The organism is Shewanella sp. SR44-3, assembly GCF_014163735.1.
Taxonomy (GTDB): domain Bacteria; phylum Pseudomonadota; class Gammaproteobacteria; order Enterobacterales; family Shewanellaceae; genus Shewanella.
The window spans coordinates 94,016-110,553 of record NZ_JACJDV010000002.1 but is presented as its reverse complement, the minus strand read 5'-3'; the positions used below and the strand labels follow the sequence as shown (position 1 = coordinate 110,553).

General features: G+C 46.2%; 11 protein-coding genes. 6 read left to right on the top strand and 5 right to left on the bottom strand.

The window, feature by feature from the left end:
* Positions 1-284 precede the first annotated feature (284 nt).
* Complete coding sequence (gene mltF, locus H5073_RS01960; RefSeq protein WP_182676433.1) at positions 285-1,757, bottom strand: membrane-bound lytic murein transglycosylase MltF; 1,473 nt, start codon at positions 1,755-1,757, stop codon at positions 285-287.
* A 326-nt stretch (positions 1,758-2,083) separates the two neighbouring features.
* Between mltF and purL the strand changes: the two genes are divergently transcribed.
* From purL to cydX, 4 genes are all read left to right on the top strand, one after another.
* Positions 2,084-5,965: a phosphoribosylformylglycinamidine synthase gene (gene purL, locus H5073_RS01955; protein WP_182676568.1), complete on the top strand. Its 3,882-nt coding sequence runs from the start codon at positions 2,084-2,086 to the stop codon at positions 5,963-5,965.
* Between the two features lie 274 nt (positions 5,966-6,239).
* Positions 6,240-7,805 (top strand): cytochrome ubiquinol oxidase subunit I, encoded by a 1,566-nt coding sequence (locus H5073_RS01950; protein WP_220487852.1) that lies wholly within the window; start codon positions 6,240-6,242, stop codon positions 7,803-7,805.
* Positions 7,798-8,937 carry a cytochrome d ubiquinol oxidase subunit II gene (gene cydB, locus H5073_RS01945; RefSeq protein WP_182676432.1) on the top strand — a complete coding sequence of 380 codons (1,140 nt, stop codon included), beginning with the start codon at positions 7,798-7,800 and terminating at the stop codon, positions 8,935-8,937. Before H5073_RS01950 ends, cydB begins: the two co-directional genes overlap by 8 nt.
* Before the next feature lie 38 nt (positions 8,938-8,975).
* Positions 8,976-9,095: a cytochrome bd-I oxidase subunit CydX gene (gene cydX / locus H5073_RS01940; protein WP_182676564.1), complete on the top strand. Its 120-nt coding sequence runs from the start codon at positions 8,976-8,978 to the stop codon at positions 9,093-9,095.
* 187 nt (positions 9,096-9,282) lie between these two features.
* Here cydX and H5073_RS01935 read toward each other — a convergent pair whose 3' ends face one another.
* Both H5073_RS01935 and H5073_RS01930 read right to left on the bottom strand, forming a co-directional pair.
* Positions 9,283-12,354, bottom strand: a complete 3,072-nt coding sequence (locus H5073_RS01935) for an efflux RND transporter permease subunit (protein WP_182676431.1) — start codon at positions 12,352-12,354, stop codon at positions 9,283-9,285.
* Positions 12,351-13,463: an efflux RND transporter periplasmic adaptor subunit gene (locus H5073_RS01930; protein WP_182676430.1), complete on the bottom strand. Its 1,113-nt coding sequence runs from the start codon at positions 13,461-13,463 to the stop codon at positions 12,351-12,353. Before H5073_RS01930 ends, H5073_RS01935 begins: the two co-directional genes overlap by 4 nt.
* 211 nt (positions 13,464-13,674) lie before the next feature.
* Between H5073_RS01930 and H5073_RS01925 the strand changes: the two genes are divergently transcribed.
* Positions 13,675-14,295, top strand: a complete 621-nt coding sequence (locus H5073_RS01925) for a TetR/AcrR family transcriptional regulator (protein WP_182676562.1) — start codon at positions 13,675-13,677, stop codon at positions 14,293-14,295.
* A 35-nt stretch (positions 14,296-14,330) separates the two neighbouring features.
* On the top strand, positions 14,331-15,299 hold the full coding sequence (locus H5073_RS01920; RefSeq protein WP_182676429.1) for an autotransporter outer membrane beta-barrel domain-containing protein: 969 nt from the start codon (positions 14,331-14,333) through the stop codon (positions 15,297-15,299).
* A gap of 51 nt (positions 15,300-15,350) precedes the next feature.
* Here H5073_RS01920 and H5073_RS01915 read toward each other — a convergent pair whose 3' ends face one another.
* Together H5073_RS01915 and H5073_RS01910 are read right to left on the bottom strand one after the other, a co-directional pair.
* The gene (locus tag H5073_RS01915) at positions 15,351-15,938 is read right to left on the bottom strand and encodes a chalcone isomerase family protein (RefSeq protein WP_182676428.1); all 588 of its coding nucleotides are present in this window, start codon (positions 15,936-15,938) and stop codon (positions 15,351-15,353) included.
* A 75-nt stretch (positions 15,939-16,013) separates the two neighbouring features.
* A complete protein-coding gene (locus tag H5073_RS01910; RefSeq protein ID WP_182676427.1) occupies positions 16,014-16,493 on the bottom strand; it encodes a DUF2947 domain-containing protein in 480 nt (159 codons plus the stop codon).
* Between the last annotated feature and the right edge of the window lie 45 nt (positions 16,494-16,538).

The following is a 16,538-nucleotide window of genomic DNA, read 5'->3' as shown; positions in this document are numbered from 1 at the left end:
GTTAAACGAGAAATAAGTTTTTTGTCTGTTAAGCAAACGACGCTTGCGCACTTTCATCATGGTGCGGCGCCGGGCGATGTTGGCATTAAGCATTTTTCTTCTCACAAGAGCACTCCATGGTTGTTATATTGGTTATCAAGCGCCAGTGAGTGTGCTCAAGAGCGCTATTTTAGGTAGAGCATACAGGGTTTAGGCTAAGTTACCAGAATTTAGATTAGCCCTGGCGGAATTGCCCTATAGCATGCTGGAATTTGTGTCGACTGGGGCATGAGATAACGTTTTAATTAAGAACGGCCTGCGCCTAATACAGGCTTAGGCGCAGCATTCACTTTGTTGTCATCGACCGCTGATTGCTTTACCTCAATTTTGTCGGCGAGAATTTCATTTGGCCCATCAATCACTTCCATTGTTTTAGTTTGATTATCGACCCAAACTAAGGTGTCATAATAGCGGCGTATGCTGTCTACATAATGCACCGCTTGGCTGCCTCTGGCGTAGCCATAGCGTGTCTGTTTGTAGTATTTCTTTTGTTGTAACAGCGGCAAAACTTTTTTCACATCACGCCAAGCATTTGGATCCATGTCCATGCTTTGGGCTAATTTACGTGCATCTTCAACATGGCCCATGCCTATGTTGTATGCGGCTAAGGCAAACCAAATTCGCTGACTATCGGTAATCGACTCTGGCAACCTGTCTATCATATCTTTCAGATACATAGCGCCGCCTCGAATGCTTTGCTCTGCATCGGTTCTGTCATTAACGCCCACATAATTCGCGGTTGGTTGAGTTAGCATCATCATGCCTCTCACCCCTGTTCTTGAGCGAGCATTAGGATTCCAATGGGATTCTTGATAACTGGCGGCTGCTAGCTTGCGCCAATCTAGCTCGCCAGAGTAGGTTTCAAATAAACTGCGATAAGCTGGCAGTACGTTGTCTATGGCGCGAATAAAGGCGCGGGTGTCTACATAGTCAAAACGTTTAACGTGACCGAAATATTTTTCATTTAAGTGCTCTAACGTCCCAGCTCGTTGCTCTTTGTGCCAAAAAGCTAATAGCTGACTCATCAGTTTGTCACTGTTTTTAGGTGGCAATAACCACACAACTTCAACTTTCTCTTCCAAAATCATTCCCGCTCTAAGTTCTGGCAAGAATCTTTGGTTAATCAATAAGCTGTTGGAGTCAGAAATGGTGTAGTTAAGCTCGCCTTTAGCGATTAGGGCAAACAACTCCTCGTTGTCTTTATCATTCACTTGGTTCCATAGCAGCTCTGGATAGTCTTTTTGCAGCTGGGTTAAAGTATTAACCGACGATGAATTGGACATCACGGTGATTTCACCGCTTAAGGTGCCAATGTCTTTAGGTTCTGGGGTGCCTTCACGGTAAACCAGGACTTGATTGACCTTGTAGAGGGTTGGCCCCATTTTAAATTGCTCACCACGTCCTGGCGTGCTGGCAATGCCAGCGGCAATAATATCGATCCCCCCCTCTTTGAGGGCGTTAAAGAGTTGTTTGCGGTTGGTAAACGGAACCATTTCTAAGGACACGCCAAGGTAATCGGCAAAGCGATTGGCCATTTCGTAGTCAAAGCCCGTTTCACCTTGGGCATTGTTGGCATAGATCTGTGGTCCGTATAAGGTGCCTACCTTTAATACAGTTCGCTTTTGGGCTTGTGGGCTCAGTTCGACCGGTTCAGTTTGAACAGGCTGACAGCCAGACAATAAAAAGCCCAATAAAATGACATATAAGTATTTAATCATATTGTTTAATAAGTTAGTAAATCTCTGTGTCGCGAAAAGGCCGAAATATCATGCCCGCTTGAGTCAAATTTGTAGGGGATATGGGTATAATTGGTGCTCACTTTAGCAGGAGTTTACGCAAACGCCTAGTTATGATTGAAAAGTGAACGCTTTGTGTAATTTAATTACTGATTAAGAGCTTTGTGGCTGGCTTCTTTAGTGGATTGATTTGATATTCAGGAAACACTGTTTTTACCTATGACAGCGGGTGATTTGTCCTAGTTGATTCCTTATAATAGCGCCAATTCTGACCCTTCAAGTAAAAAATAATAAGGTGAATTGACGTGATGGAGATCATTCGCGGAGCCCCGGCACTCTCAGCTTTTCGTGTGCAACAACTGATGAAAGCCTGCGATGCAGCGGCGATACCAGTAAGGCAAATCTATGCTGAATTTATACATTTTGCCCATTTAACCAACGCACTTAATGATACACAAACCCTTCAACTAGCAAGCATTCTCACCTACGGTCCCGCTATCGAGGCCCATACGCCCCAAGGCAAGCTTTACTTAGTCACACCTCGTCCTGGCACTATCTCTCCTTGGTCATCGAAAGCGACTAACATTGCTCATAATTGTGGTTTAACTCAGATTAAACGTCTTGAGCGCGGCATAGCTTATTATGTAGAGGCCGATACTCTGGATGCCAGCCAGCAAAAGGCGTTGCAAGCTCTGCTTTATGATCGCATGGTGGAAGTTATTTTCGATGATATGGCAGCTGCTGAAGCCTTATTTCATCGCACTGAACCTAAGGCGCTTGCAAGCGTTAATGTTTTAAGTGAAGGACGTCGAGCGCTGGAAGTGGCTAATAGCCGTTTAGGCCTTGCCTTAGCTGAAGATGAAATTGATTACTTAGTGGATAACTTTGTCCGCCTTAAGCGTAATCCCAATGACATTGAATTGATGATGTTTGCTCAAGCCAACTCTGAACATTGCCGTCATAAAATATTTAATGCCGACTGGACTATCGATGGTGTGGTGCAGGACAAATCATTATTTAAGATGATTAAAAACACCTATGCCGTCACGCCTGATTACGTGTTATCTGCTTATAAAGATAACGCCGCGGTAATGACAGGCTCAGTGGCTGGACGTTTCTTCCCCGATGAAACCGGAGTGTACGGCTACCATGTTGAGCCATGTCATATTCTAATGAAGGTAGAAACCCACAACCACCCTACCGCCATTAGCCCTTATTCGGGCGCCGCGACAGGTTCTGGCGGTGAAATTCGCGATGAAGGTGCAACAGGGCGCGGCTCTAAGCCCAAAGCCGGTTTAGTGGGCTTTAGCGTATCAAATTTGAATATCCCAGGGTTTATTCAACCATGGGAAGCCCAGTACGGCAAACCTGAACGCATAGTCACGCCTCTTGAAATCATGCTCGAAGGTCCACTAGGCGGCGCAGCGTTTAACAACGAGTTTGGCCGTCCTGCGTTAGTCGGATATTTCCGTACCTATGAGCAAGAGGTCAGCAGCCACAATGGCGTTGAAGTGCGCGGCTACCATAAGCCCATCATGCTGGCTGGTGGTCTAGGTAATATCCGTGAAGATCATGTGCAAAAGGGCGAGATCACCGTTGGCGCTAAGCTGATTGTGCTTGGCGGCCCTGCGATGAACATAGGTTTGGGCGGCGGCGCTGCGTCTTCGATGACGTCAGGTCAATCCAGTGAAGACTTAGACTTTGCCTCAGTGCAGCGGGAAAACCCAGAAATGGAGCGCCGCTGTCAGGAAGTTATCGACAGATGTTGGCAGCTCGGTGATGACAACCCCATTCAGTTTATTCATGACGTGGGTGCAGGCGGGTTATCCAATGCCTTCCCAGAACTTGTTAATGATGCCGACCGGGGCGGGCACTTTAATTTGCGCAATGTCCCTTCAGATGAACCAGGCATGAGCCCACTTGAAATTTGGTGTAATGAATCTCAAGAGCGTTACGTGCTTTCGGTGGCTCCTGAAAACCTGGTGCAATTTGAGCAAATTTGTCTGCGTGAACGGGCGCCATTTGCTGTTGTGGGTGAAGCCACCAGTGAGCAGCACTTAACCTTGGCCGACAGTCACTTTAATAATAAGCCTATTGATTTACCCCTTGAAGTTTTATTGGGTAAAGCGCCTAAGATGAGCCGCGATGTGGTGTCGAAAAAGGCGCAGTCTCCTGCGCTTGATGAATCACAAATCACTGTGGATGAGGCGGTCACTCGCATATTGAGTCTGCCTACGGTTGCTGATAAGTCGTTTCTTATCACCATTGGCGATCGCAGCGTCACAGGCCTTGTGAATCGTGACCAAATGGTCGGCCCTTGGCAGGTACCTGTGGCAGATTGCGCCGTTACAGCTGCAAGTTTTGATACCTATGCCGGTGAAGCCATGTCTATTGGTGAGCGTACGCCGCTGGCGTTACTGGACTTTGGCGCTTCAGCCCGCATGGCGGTGGCCGAATCCATCATGAATATCGCTGGCACGGATATTGGTTCATTTAAGCGGATTAAGCTTTCTGCTAACTGGATGTCAGCTGCAGGGCACCCAGGTGAAGACGCAGGCCTTTATGAAGCAGTAAAAGCCGTGGGTGAAGAATTATGCCCACAGCTTGAAATCACCATTCCGGTGGGCAAAGACTCAATGTCGATGAAAACGGCCTGGGAAGACAACGGCGTGCAAAAGTCGGTGACTTCGCCTATGTCGTTGGTGATCACCGCCTTTGGTGTGGTGCAAGACATTCGCAATACTGTTACCCCTGAGCTTCGAAGTGATAAAGGCGACACTGCACTCTTGTTGCTTGATTTAAGCCATGGCAAAACCCGTTTAGGTGGCTCTTGCCTCGCCCAAGTGTTTTCAAGCTTAGGAGATGTGGCGCCAGATCTTGATGACAGCGCTAGCCTTAAAGGCTTCTTTGAAGTCATGCAGCTGTTAGTGGCGAAGCAGTCGATAATCGCGTATCACGACAGAAGTGATGGCGGTTTATTCACGACAGTGACTGAGATGGCATTTGCCGGTAACACTGGGGTTGAAATTGATTTGAGCGCGCTTCAGGGCTCAGATCTTGCCAGACTCTTTAATGAGGAACTCGGTGCCGTTATCCAAGTGAGTCAAGCGCAAGCTGAAGCTATCACGGCGCAATTTATTGCCGCAGGCATTGCTTGTCATACTATTGGCGGCTTAACTGAGCACAATAAACTGGTTGTTAAAGATGGCTCACGGGTGGTGTTCCAGCAGCAGCGAAGCGAGCTTCGCCGCCTTTGGTCGCAAACCAGCTATAAGATGCAGGCATTAAGGGATAACCCAGAGTGCGCCTTGGAAGAATTTAGCCTCAAGCAAAGTGAAACTGACCCGGGTTTAACCGTTAAGCTTAATTTTGACCCAAGCCAAGATGTGGCCGCGCCTTATATTCTTAAAGGCATTGCACCTAAGATGGCGATTTTACGTGAACAAGGGGTTAACTCCCACGTTGAAATGGCAGCCGCCTTTGACAGAGCAGGCTTTGAAAGTCGCGATGTTCACATGTCAGATATTTTATCTGGCCGCATCAGCCTCGAAGAGTTCCAAGGATTAGTGGCCTGTGGCGGCTTCTCCTACGGTGACGTATTGGGCGCTGGGGAAGGTTGGGCGAAATCCATTTTGTTTAACCAAAGAGCCAGGGATGAGTTTTCGCGCTTTTTTGAACGTGATGCCAGCTTCGCCTTAGGGGTCTGTAATGGTTGTCAGATGTTATCTAACCTTAAGGACATTATTCCAGGCAGCGAACATTGGCCACGATTCGTGCGTAACCGCTCCGAGCGTTTTGAAGCAAGATTAAGCTTAGTGGAAGTGCAGCAAAGCCCCTCGCTGTTTTTTGAGGGAATGGCGGGGTCAAGAATGCCCATTGCCGTGTCTCATGGTGAAGGTTTGGCCGAGTTTGCCTCAACGCAGGCGATGATGAGCGCTGAAAACTCAGGCACTGTGGCGCTACGTTATGTGACGGGTAGCGGTGAAATTGCGACTCAATATCCACAAAACCCTAACGGTTCACCCAGCGGTTTGTCCGGCATCTGTAGCACAGATGGCAAAGTGACTATTATGATGCCTCATCCTGAGCGAGTGTTCCGCACTGTAGCCAACTCTTGGCACCCAGATAACTGGGGGGAAGACAGTCCTTGGATGCGCATGTTCCGCAATGCGCGGGTCAAGTTAGGTTGATTCGCAGATAAAAGAAGATGATTGAAGAGGAGACTGAGGTCTCCTCTTTTTTGTAAGTTATATGCAAGAGAAAAGGTGATCAAAGTCGATAAATACGTGCAATTAGTTAGACTTGAATTGATCTAAATCAATTTAGGGGGATAATGACGCAGTTGAATAACCTATTTTTTCATTTTTCATGAAATTAGGGTTGTTACTAATTCCAAGTCCCCCATTCGCATTTGCTATGCGCTTAGTTTCATGGCATCTGGTTGTACTGCGTAAGGAGTAAGTTATGATTATCCAAGAGGTGGTAGAACTGTCACGGCTACAGTTCGCCTTAACCGCCATGTACCACTTTTTATTTGTCCCACTTACCTTAGGTTTGGCGTTTATCCTTGCGATTATGGAATCACTCTATGTGATGACTGGTAATCAAATTTATAAGGATATGACTAAATTTTGGGGCAAGTTATTTGGTATTAACTTCGCCATGGGTGTGGCCACAGGTCTTGCGATGGAGTTTCAGTTTGGCACTAATTGGTCTTATTATTCTCATTATGTCGGCGATATCTTTGGTGCGCCGCTAGCTATTGAAGCTTTGATGGCCTTCTTCTTGGAATCCACTTTGGTGGGGATGTTCTTCTTCGGTTGGGACAGATTCAGTAAAGGCCAGCATTTAGCCATTACTTGGCTGGTGGCTTTAGGCTCAAACATGTCGGCGTTGTGGATTTTAATCGCCAATGGTTGGATGCAAAATCCGGTTGGCGCCGTGTTTAACTATGAAACCATGCGTATGGAAATGACTAGCTTTGCTGAGGTGGTGTTTAACCCTGTGGCACAGGTGAAGTTTGTCCACACTGTGGCATCAGGCTATGTGGCAGGCGCCATGTTTGTCTTGTCCATCAGTGCTTATTACATTCTTAAAAAGCGCGATTTGGCATTCGCTAGACGCTCTTTTGCCATAGCGGCAAGTTTTGGCATGGCATCCATCTTGTCTGTTATCGTGCTTGGGGATGAATCAGGTTACGAAGTAGGCGAAGTGCAAAGGGTTAAGCTTGCTGCCATTGAAGCTGAGTGGCACACAGAGCCTGCGCCTGCCTCTTTTACTTTAGTGGGGCTACCAAATCAAGAGACGATGCACACAGATTACGCCATTAAAATTCCTTATATGATGGGCATTATTGCCACTCGTTCTTTAGATGAGCAAGTGACAGGGATAAGGGATCTTATTGATAATCATAAAGTGCGTATTCGCCAAGGTATTCAAGCTTATGCATTGCTAGAACGGCTTAAATCCGGCGACAAGAGCCCAGAAGTTGAAGCTGAGTTTGATGCATTAAAAGTCGATCTTGGCTATGGCTTATTGCTAAAGCCTTATACCGACAAAGTGGTCGATGCCAGCGAGGCGCAAATTCATGCTGCAGCCTTAGATTCAATTCCAAGCGTAGCGCCCATGTTCTGGAGTTTTAGATTCATGGTTGGCGCTGGGGTTATTATGTTATTGGTGTTTGCCGCCGCATTTTGGCAGAGCACTCGCCATAAGATTGCCGAGAAAAAGTGGGTGCTACGCGCTGCACTTTACAGCTTACCTTTGCCTTGGATTGCCATTGAATGTGGTTGGTTTGTATCTGAGTTTGGTCGTCAGCCATGGACCATCTCTGAGGTCTTGCCTACTTATATGTCAGCATCGAGCCTGACGGCGGCAGATCTCTGGTTTAGCATTATTTCAATTACTATTTTCTACGCTATCTTGCTAGTGATTGAGCTGTTTTTAATGTTCAAATTTGTCCGTCAAGGGCCAAGCAGCCTTAAAACAGGCCGTTATCATTTTGAACAAAAGGAGTCCGCTAATGTTTGATTATGAAACCGTGAGATTTGTTTGGTGGGCCTTAATTGGGGTACTGCTCATCGGCTTTACTGTTACCGACGGCTTCGACATGGGGGTTGGGGCTTTATTGCCTATTATCGGTAAAGATGACACAGAGCGCCGTATCATGATCAACTCCATCGCGCCCCACTGGGATGGTAATCAGGTGTGGTTAGTGACGGCCGCTGGCGCATTATTTGCGGCTTGGCCTATGGTTTATGCGGTGGCGTTCTCGGGCTTTTATGTGGCCATGATGCTGGTATTGTTTGCATTATTCCTGCGTCCAGTGGGCTTTGATTACCGCTCTAAAATCGCTGATCCAAGATGGCGTAAAAGCTGGGATAGAGCCATTTTTGTTGGCAGCACAGTGCCGCCTTTTGTTATTGGGGTCGCTTTTGGTAATTTGCTTCAAGGCGTACCGTTCGATTTCGATCAATACCTGCGCGCGACTTACCATGGCGGCTTTTTCGGTTTATTGAATCCTTTAGGCATATTGTCGGGTTTATTAGCCGTGTCCATGATAGTGATGCAGGGCAGTGCTTGGCTGCAAATGAAAACCCAAGGCGAATTAAGAGTGAGGGCAAGCCGCAGTGCAATTTGGAGCGCATGTGTGTTACTCATCTTGTTTGGCGCGGCTGGTTTATGGGTTGCCTTTGGCTTAGAAGGCTATCAAGTGGTGAGCACGCTGTCTCATTCAGGTCCATCGAACCCAACAACCAAAGAAGTGGCGCTGGTAACCGGTGCTTGGCTTGGGAATTATCAGTTGTATCCATGGACGATAGCACTGCCTGTTATTGGACTAGGCATGCCACTTTTTGTGATTATTGCCAGTTATTTTAGTCGTTGTGGCTGGGCATTCTTCGCCAGTTCATTAACACAAGCTGGGATTATCCTCACCTTTGGCGCGGCATTATTCCCTTTTATTATGCCTTCATCCTTGGCGCCAAACATGAGCTTAACCCTATGGGATGCAACGGCCAGCAAGATGTCACTCACAGTAATGACTGTGGTTGCTATGATATTTATTCCGCTGATATTGAGCTATACCTTGTGGACTTATTTTAAGATGCGCGGCCGCTTAAGCCGTGAATTTATTGATAACAACAGCACTTCACTCTATTGAGTTGTGTTCATAACATTGAAATGAAGCAAGGAGTTATGATGTGGTATTTTGCGTGGATCTTAGGGGTGTTGCTAGCCTGCTCATTCGGGATTATTAATGCCCTGTGGCTTGAGAATACAGAGAATCTAGACCGTATCGCCGACGACAGCGAAGGTTAGCATTCACTCTTGAGCTGTTAGCACAAGCTCTTAGTACAATAAGTAGTGCAATATAATCAAAGCTAGTTGTCGCGCTTAGAATAAAAAGCCCCGCTCAGTGAGCGGGGCTTTTTAATTGCTAGAGCTTCTAGTGAATCTTCAATTGAAGCTTTAGCTAAGCGCCCAACTGAACATCAACAATCGATTTTTAGGCTAAATGTGGTTGCAGCAGTTGGGCTGTTCGTCTGTTCTTCATGATCAATAAATACATGGTGGGCACCCAAATAAGTGACAGCAATGTTGTTAGCAAGGTGCCGCCTGCGATAGCGATTGCAAAAGGAGGCCAGAAGCCGCCGCCAGCGATAATTAATGGCAGGAAACCACCAATGGTAGTAATTGTGGTTGAACCTATGTGGCGGCCGCAACTATTAACCGTCGCGACAATTAAGTTCACATTCCCAGCCCTTGCTTGAGGCAAGTCTTCAAGTTCTGCCAAGATGACAATGGCGGCGTTAATGGCGAGCCCCATTAAGCCTAAGAGACCAATAATCACTGTAAAACCAAATGGATAGCCGAAAACGTAAACCGCCAGTAATCCAAGCCCTGCTGACTGTAAAGCGCTGAGCAAAATGATTGCTGTGAGCCTAAATGAGTTAAATGACAGCACCACAGTTGCCAGCAGTAAGGTTATCACTACCACCACGTTGGAGAGTAAGTTCCCCACGGCTTCGTTGCGCTTAGCGCTCTCGCCGCCCACTTCGATATGATATCCCGCTGGAATAACCATCTTATCTATCTTAGCTTTTACATCATTAAGCACTTGAGCTGGCAGTACGCCACTGGTGATGTAGGCTTCAATGGTGTTAACCCGCTGGCCGTTACGTCTAGGAATATCACCGCGACTGACATTAATTTCATTATAAGATAACGCCGAAAGTGGAATGCCTGAGCCTGACGCTGACACTAAGTTTATTTCACCTAAACGTGTGGCCTGCTCACGGCTGCTGTCGCCTAAGCGCACTCGAATGGGCAGAGATTCTGTCTGCTCGAGTATGCTGCCGCCAATAATGCCTGTGGTGGCCATTTGCACTTGGTTGGCAATGTCACTTAAGCTTAAGCCGCTGATGAGGCCGGCATCTTCATTGACTTGTAGCAGCACTTTTGGTGCACCTGTACTTAAGGTTGCGCGGGTATGCAGCACATCAGGGGTAACATTAAGTAGGCCACGTATTTCATCGCCGATGTCTTTTAAGGTATCAAGTGATGGACCGTAAACCCTGAGCTCAACAGGGGCATTAAAAGGCGGGCCTTGCTCGAGTTTTCGCACCAATATTTGGGCTTGGGGATAGTCCTTATCTAAGGTTTGCTGCAATGACAAAATTAATTGATTCGCAGCATGGAAATCACTGACTTTCACCATGGCCTGCGCATAGTTACTTGAGCCTTGCTGGCGCTGAATTAAATTGTAATAGAATGACGGCGCATTACCGCCGACAACCCAAGTCACAGCGGTAATATCCTCAATGGCTTGCAGCTGTGCATCCACTTTTTTCACTTGGGCTAAGGTGTTCTCTAGACTGACTTGAGAAGCCAAATACATTTCGATTTGAAACATATCCCTATCCGAAGGTGGAAAAAATTGCTCTGTCATTTTCCCAGCGGCAATAAAGCCAAGCACTGGCATGATACCAATCACCACAGCAGCCATCAGCGGGCGTTTGAGGGCAATGGCAAGGCTTGCCTTGAATGCACGACTAAGTTTTGGAAATGCCATGCCTTGTTGATACCAAAGTGAAGATTTTCCTTCAATGCTAAAACGACCTGCAAGGCCTGCAATCAAGGTGTGAGAAATAATGTAAGAGCCTAGTAAGGCAAACATCACTGAAATGGCTATCCCGCCAACAAACTCACCCGCGGCGCCGGGCATCAGCACGATAGGGGCAAAGGCCAGCATGGTGGTAATGGTCGAGCCACCCAAGGGGAGCCACAGGTGTTTTAAGGTTTTGGTTACCGCATCTAGCTTACTCATACCTTCTTGGCGGCGCTGAGCAATAGCATCGACGATAACAATGGCGTTATCCACCATGATCCCAAGGGCAACCACAAGACCTGTAACTGACATTTGATGGATAGGCAGACCAGTGTATTTCATGCAAGCTAGGGTGAACAGCGCTGTTAACGGCAAAGATAGCGCGACGATAAGCGCATTTCTAAGGCCTAAGGTCAACATGAGTACTAATAGAATAATCACAAAGCCTTGCAACAGATTAATGACTAAATCACCTAAGCGCTGGCTGGTGTAACCTTGTTGATCAAACAACCATTGTATTTCAATGTTAGCGGGCAGGTTAACTTCAAACTCTTCAATGCTGTGATTGACTTCAAGCTGCCATTTATCAACGCGGTTATTGTTCAGCATTCTTGCAGCCACCAATACCCCTTGTTGGCTGTCGATTAAGGCTATGGTACTGGCTGGGGTTTTACTCTGGCGGCTGATAGTGGCAACGTCGCCAAGGCGAATGATTTGCCCTAAGTCATCCACTTTTAGGGGAACTTGGCGAATTCGAGTTTGTGAGTCAAGCTCGCCTGAGACTTCCACGAAGGCTTTAAACTGGCTGTTGTGCAGCTCGCCTGCTGAAATTTTACTGTCAGCCTGAGTGAGAATTTTTGCTATCCCTGCTGGGGTTAATTTAAGCTGACTTATTTTGTTACCGTCAAGCTCAACTAAAATTTCTTCCTCTGGCGCGCCGTACAATTTGACGAAATCTGTACCATTGAGCACCCGTAACCGGCTTTGTAATTCTTTGGCGTAGCGGTTGAGGATATCCGGGCGAATTTCGCTGTCATCTTTCCACACTAGCCCTAAAATAGCCGTGTTTGCAAAACCTGTTTGGTCGTCCAATATGCTGTTTTGCGCTTGGGCTGGCAGAGCGTTTTTAGCATCATTGATAAGATCTCTCGCCCGAGACCATACCGGCGCGGTTTCAGTCACTACATCTTTTAATTCAAGTTGGATAACTGAAATGCCCGCTCTTGAAGTCGATTGTACTAGCTTCACTTCTTCTAGGCGGCGCAGTTGATTTTCCAGCACTTCGGTGACTAAGGCTTCTACACGCTCAGAAGATGCGCCTGGGTACAAGGTGACAACCGATGAGAATCGATTGGTAAGGTGTGGGTCTTCAGTGCGCGGCAAGCTTGATATTGCCCCCAAGCCCGCAACGATTAATAAGGCGATAAACAGGCTGGCTAGGCGGCCATTTTCAACAAAAGCTTTAATCATAATGATCTTGCCACCTCAGCATCTGCAGGGATAACACGCTGCCCAACAACCAATTTATGCAGTCCTTGGGTGATGATGGTGTCGCCGTTTTTTATTGCGCCCTTGATATAGGCTTGTTGCTCATTGGTGTAGATGATTTCGACATCGCGGCGCTGTATTTCACTGTTATCTTGCTCATCGTTCACTAAGGTGTAGACATTCCATAGCCCACGCACGCCATCGGTTAATGCCTCAATAGGTACCCAGAAGCCTTCTGCGCTAATCTGCTGTTGTAACGCAAGGTAGGCAATTTCACCATTAATGGTGTTGGCATCTTTTGGCAAGCTTATCCGCAGCTGGACAGTGCGACTGACAGGATTTACCTCAGCGCTTATACCGGCTATTTGGCCTTGATAATGCTGCTTAGCCACTGTGATGTCCACGATTTGACCATTCACAAGATCTTGCGCTACATCTATCGGTACGCCAATGTACGCTAACTGCTGTCCATGGCCAATTAAGGTAAAGACTGGGCTACCTAAGGCGATAACTTCGCCTAGGTTATGGTGTTTTTGGCTGATTTTCCCTGAAAAAGGTGCAAGCAGGGTTGATTTATCAAGTTTTAAATTAGTGGCATGCAATGAGGCTTGAAGGCGCTGCTGATTGGCCAGAAGGCTGGCCACTTGCTGCTCGGTTTCATCGAGCTGCTGCTCAGAAACGTAATTTTTTTGCTTAAGCTTAATGGTGCGCTTAAGGTTACTTTGGGCCAATTTGATGTCGGCCTCAACTTGTTTCAAGCTGGCACTCAGCTGAGCAAACTCCGCTTGGAGTAACGCGGTATCTAAGGCGGCAAGTTTTTGCCCCTTGGTGACAGTGTCGCCGCTGTCGACGTTAATCTGGTTAAGTTTACCTGCTAATTCAAAACCCACACCTGTGGTATTGGCTGAACGTATCGTGCCGCTATAAGTTTGATTGTGTGGATAGCTATCTGTTAGGGTCAGTTTCTGAGTTATTACCGTTTGATAACTGACTTTATCGCTATGCTCAGTGACTTCAGAGCCGCAGGCGCTTAACAATCCAAGGGTGGTTAAGCCAACAACAAGCTTTAGCGTAAATCTAAGGGTGTCCATGATGCAGGTTTCCTATAAAATATCGGTACTCAATGGTGCAACAGCCAAATGAATTCATCATGGCGGCGTGTATATGCGCTAATGTTAAATTAGACTACCCAGTCTATTTCGTAGGAACTAGACTGTCCAGTCTATTTCATGCTTTAATTAAATACTTTGGTGCACAATGAGTCAAATTTTCACCACAGTACTGACATATAGTGAAGTTAAGATGATAAATGAGCAGCAAAAAACCAAAAGCCGAAGTGAAATTAAGCGTGAGCAGATCTTGCACTCCGCGATTGAGCTATTTTGCGTTCAGGGTTTTCCTAACACTAGTATGGATGAGGTGGCTAAATTAGCTGGCGTGTCTAAACAGACTGTCTATGCTCATTTTGGTTCTAAGGATGATTTATTTGTTGCTGCAATTGAGTCCCGTTGTATTGCTCACCAGCTGACGGGAAATTTGCTCTTGGATCCCTTATTTCCCGAAGTCTCGATTAGACGTTTTGCGCAACAATTTGGTGAGATGATTGTTAGCCATGAAACTACGGCAGTGTTTAAAACCTGTGTCGCCCAAGCTGAAAGTCACCCTGAGTTGCCAAGATTATTTTTTAATGCGGGCCCTAAGCATGTTTTGGGCTTATTAAGCGGCTTTTTAGAAGTATTGGATAAACAAGGGGTTTACCATTTCCCTAAGCCTCATGACAGTGGGGTTCGTTTGTGCTTGATGCTTTTTGGTGAACTTAAACTAAGGTTAGAGCTTGGTTTGGATGTTGAAGATTTACGTTTAACTCGTGAAAATTATATTGAAGAGACAGCGCAGATGTTTTTACGTGCTCACAGAATTTAATGACTAAGAATTTAATAACTAAAGGATGAGATAGAATGGCAAATATTGAGCGTCATAGACTAACCAAGGTGTTATGCACCAGCATAGTGCTTAGCGTCAGCACATTTATGTCTACCAATTTACTTGGCGCTCAGAACTCTGATGATGGTAAACCTGAAACTGGCTTCAAGCTTAACCTTTCAGGTATTCATCAAGGGGATAGCGAGCTTGATGACTCAGGTTCGAATAGGGTTGCTGAGCTGCAGAAAAATACTTGGGCGTTAGATTTGTCGGCACGTATGCCTATTAATCGTCAATGGTCCATCGGCAGTAGTATTAAATATGAAAACCAAGAATTCGACTGGACAAGGTTAAGCTCAGGGCTAGTGGCAACGAATTTTTTTGATAATGACATCGCCCCGTGGCAATCGGTTAAGCAGTATTCTGCATCGGTATCATTAAACTATCGCCCTAGCGATCGCTGGATGCTGTTGTTATCCCCGCAAATCAAATACGCCTACGCTGACACCAGCCGTGCAAGTGATGCGCAAAGTTATGGGGCGGTCTTTTCAGCGATGCGGCGCTTTTCTGCTGGCAATGTCTTGGGGCTTGGGCTGATTTACCTAAACGATTTAAATGAAGCAAAAACAGTGCCTTATTTAGCCGTTCGTTGGCAACTTAGCGATAACTGGTTATTAAGCAATCCTTTTAAGCCAGGCTTCAGTGGTCCTGCTGGTTTAGAGCTGAGTTACCGCTTTTCACCTAGCCTTGATGTTGGTTTTGGGGCGAGTGCACGAAGGGAGCGTTTTGCTGTTGGCGCCGCAACGGGAGACAATGAGCAGAGTATTGAGATACAAGAGTGGTTAGGTTTTACTAGAATCAGTTGGCAAGTGGATCCTATGGTGGAAGTATCAGCCTATGGCGGTTATTTTTTCAATGGTGAAATGGAATCATCAATCAATGACAGTCGTTATGATCTTGCCGGACAATTAGCCACAGGAATTAATGTGTCACTGAGCTTTTAATCACTATTTAACGTAACGAGTCATGGCTTGCATGACTCGTTATACATCAGTTTAATCTATCCCTAGCATGGCATCTTTTAGTGACGCTTGAGCGGGTTCATCCCCGAGCCAAATAGCAATTAATGCGCGGCGAAATGCTTCATCTTGGATTTCTCCTTGGGTAATGCCATTTTTGATACTGCTAACTCCTTTGTCTTTTTGCATTACAAAAACAAATTTATCAGCTACCTTAATTGGCGCATCAAAGGTTGCTAAAAACTGAGTGATTGAAGGGGCTATAGCTTGAGTTTGGCCATGGGTGGCATTGTCAAAGCCTTCATTAATGGCATCATTCATTTTCTCTGAAGTTATCATAGAAGAAAGAATATCAAGCTGGATGGCTAGCACTGGGCTTTCTAGGACTGAGCTTGCCTTCGTTTCAGCCTGAGGTAAATAAAGACTGGCGACATATAAGTCCATAAAAAACTTGCTGCGAACACCTGAACCATTGAGCACCAGTGAACCTGAATCTAGCTGGTAGGTTGCTGCAATCTGTGCTCCAGCGACCTCTTTTGCTGCGATAGGAGTGCTACCACTGCTTAGCAGCAGTAAACATAAGCTTATGGGTAATGCGTTAATTGAAATAGAGAAAAAATTCATAATAGACTCTAATAAAAGGGGGGGAGTTTATCGTTCATAATAAGCCAGCTGGCTAGCAGCTTAGGCATCAATGAGTTAGCCGCGAACGCCTAATTGGTATTGACCATTTTGCTGGAAAAACAGCGCTTGTTTTTGTTTTGGTGATACCAGTAGTGGGCCATCGTCAAAAAATAAGAAACACTTCCAATTACGGACAAACACATCCCAGCGAGTTTCAATGACTTGATATTTTTCATAACAGAAAAAAATCGGCGTATCAGCAGCCCAATCCATATGCTCGCGAATAGCTTCAGGCAATTGCTCATCCTCACTGTCCCAGGCCGCTTGCCAGTGTTCAGTTAGGCTCCAGGCATCAGCCTTTGCCGCCCAATCTCCCTTGGCAAACTGTTCAGCACGGCTAGATTTATTGCTGATCCATTGGTTCCACACCAACATAGCGCTCTTTTCAGTCAGCGGCTTGATTTCGGCTTTATCTGACTCGCTAACCGGTAAGTCTTTATGGTTGAAAATCCATTTACGTTTGTAGTTTTCTAGGGGGATATAGGTATGTGTCACAGGGCCTCTCGAATGAAATTGCGGGCAAAAATGCTTAATGTTGCT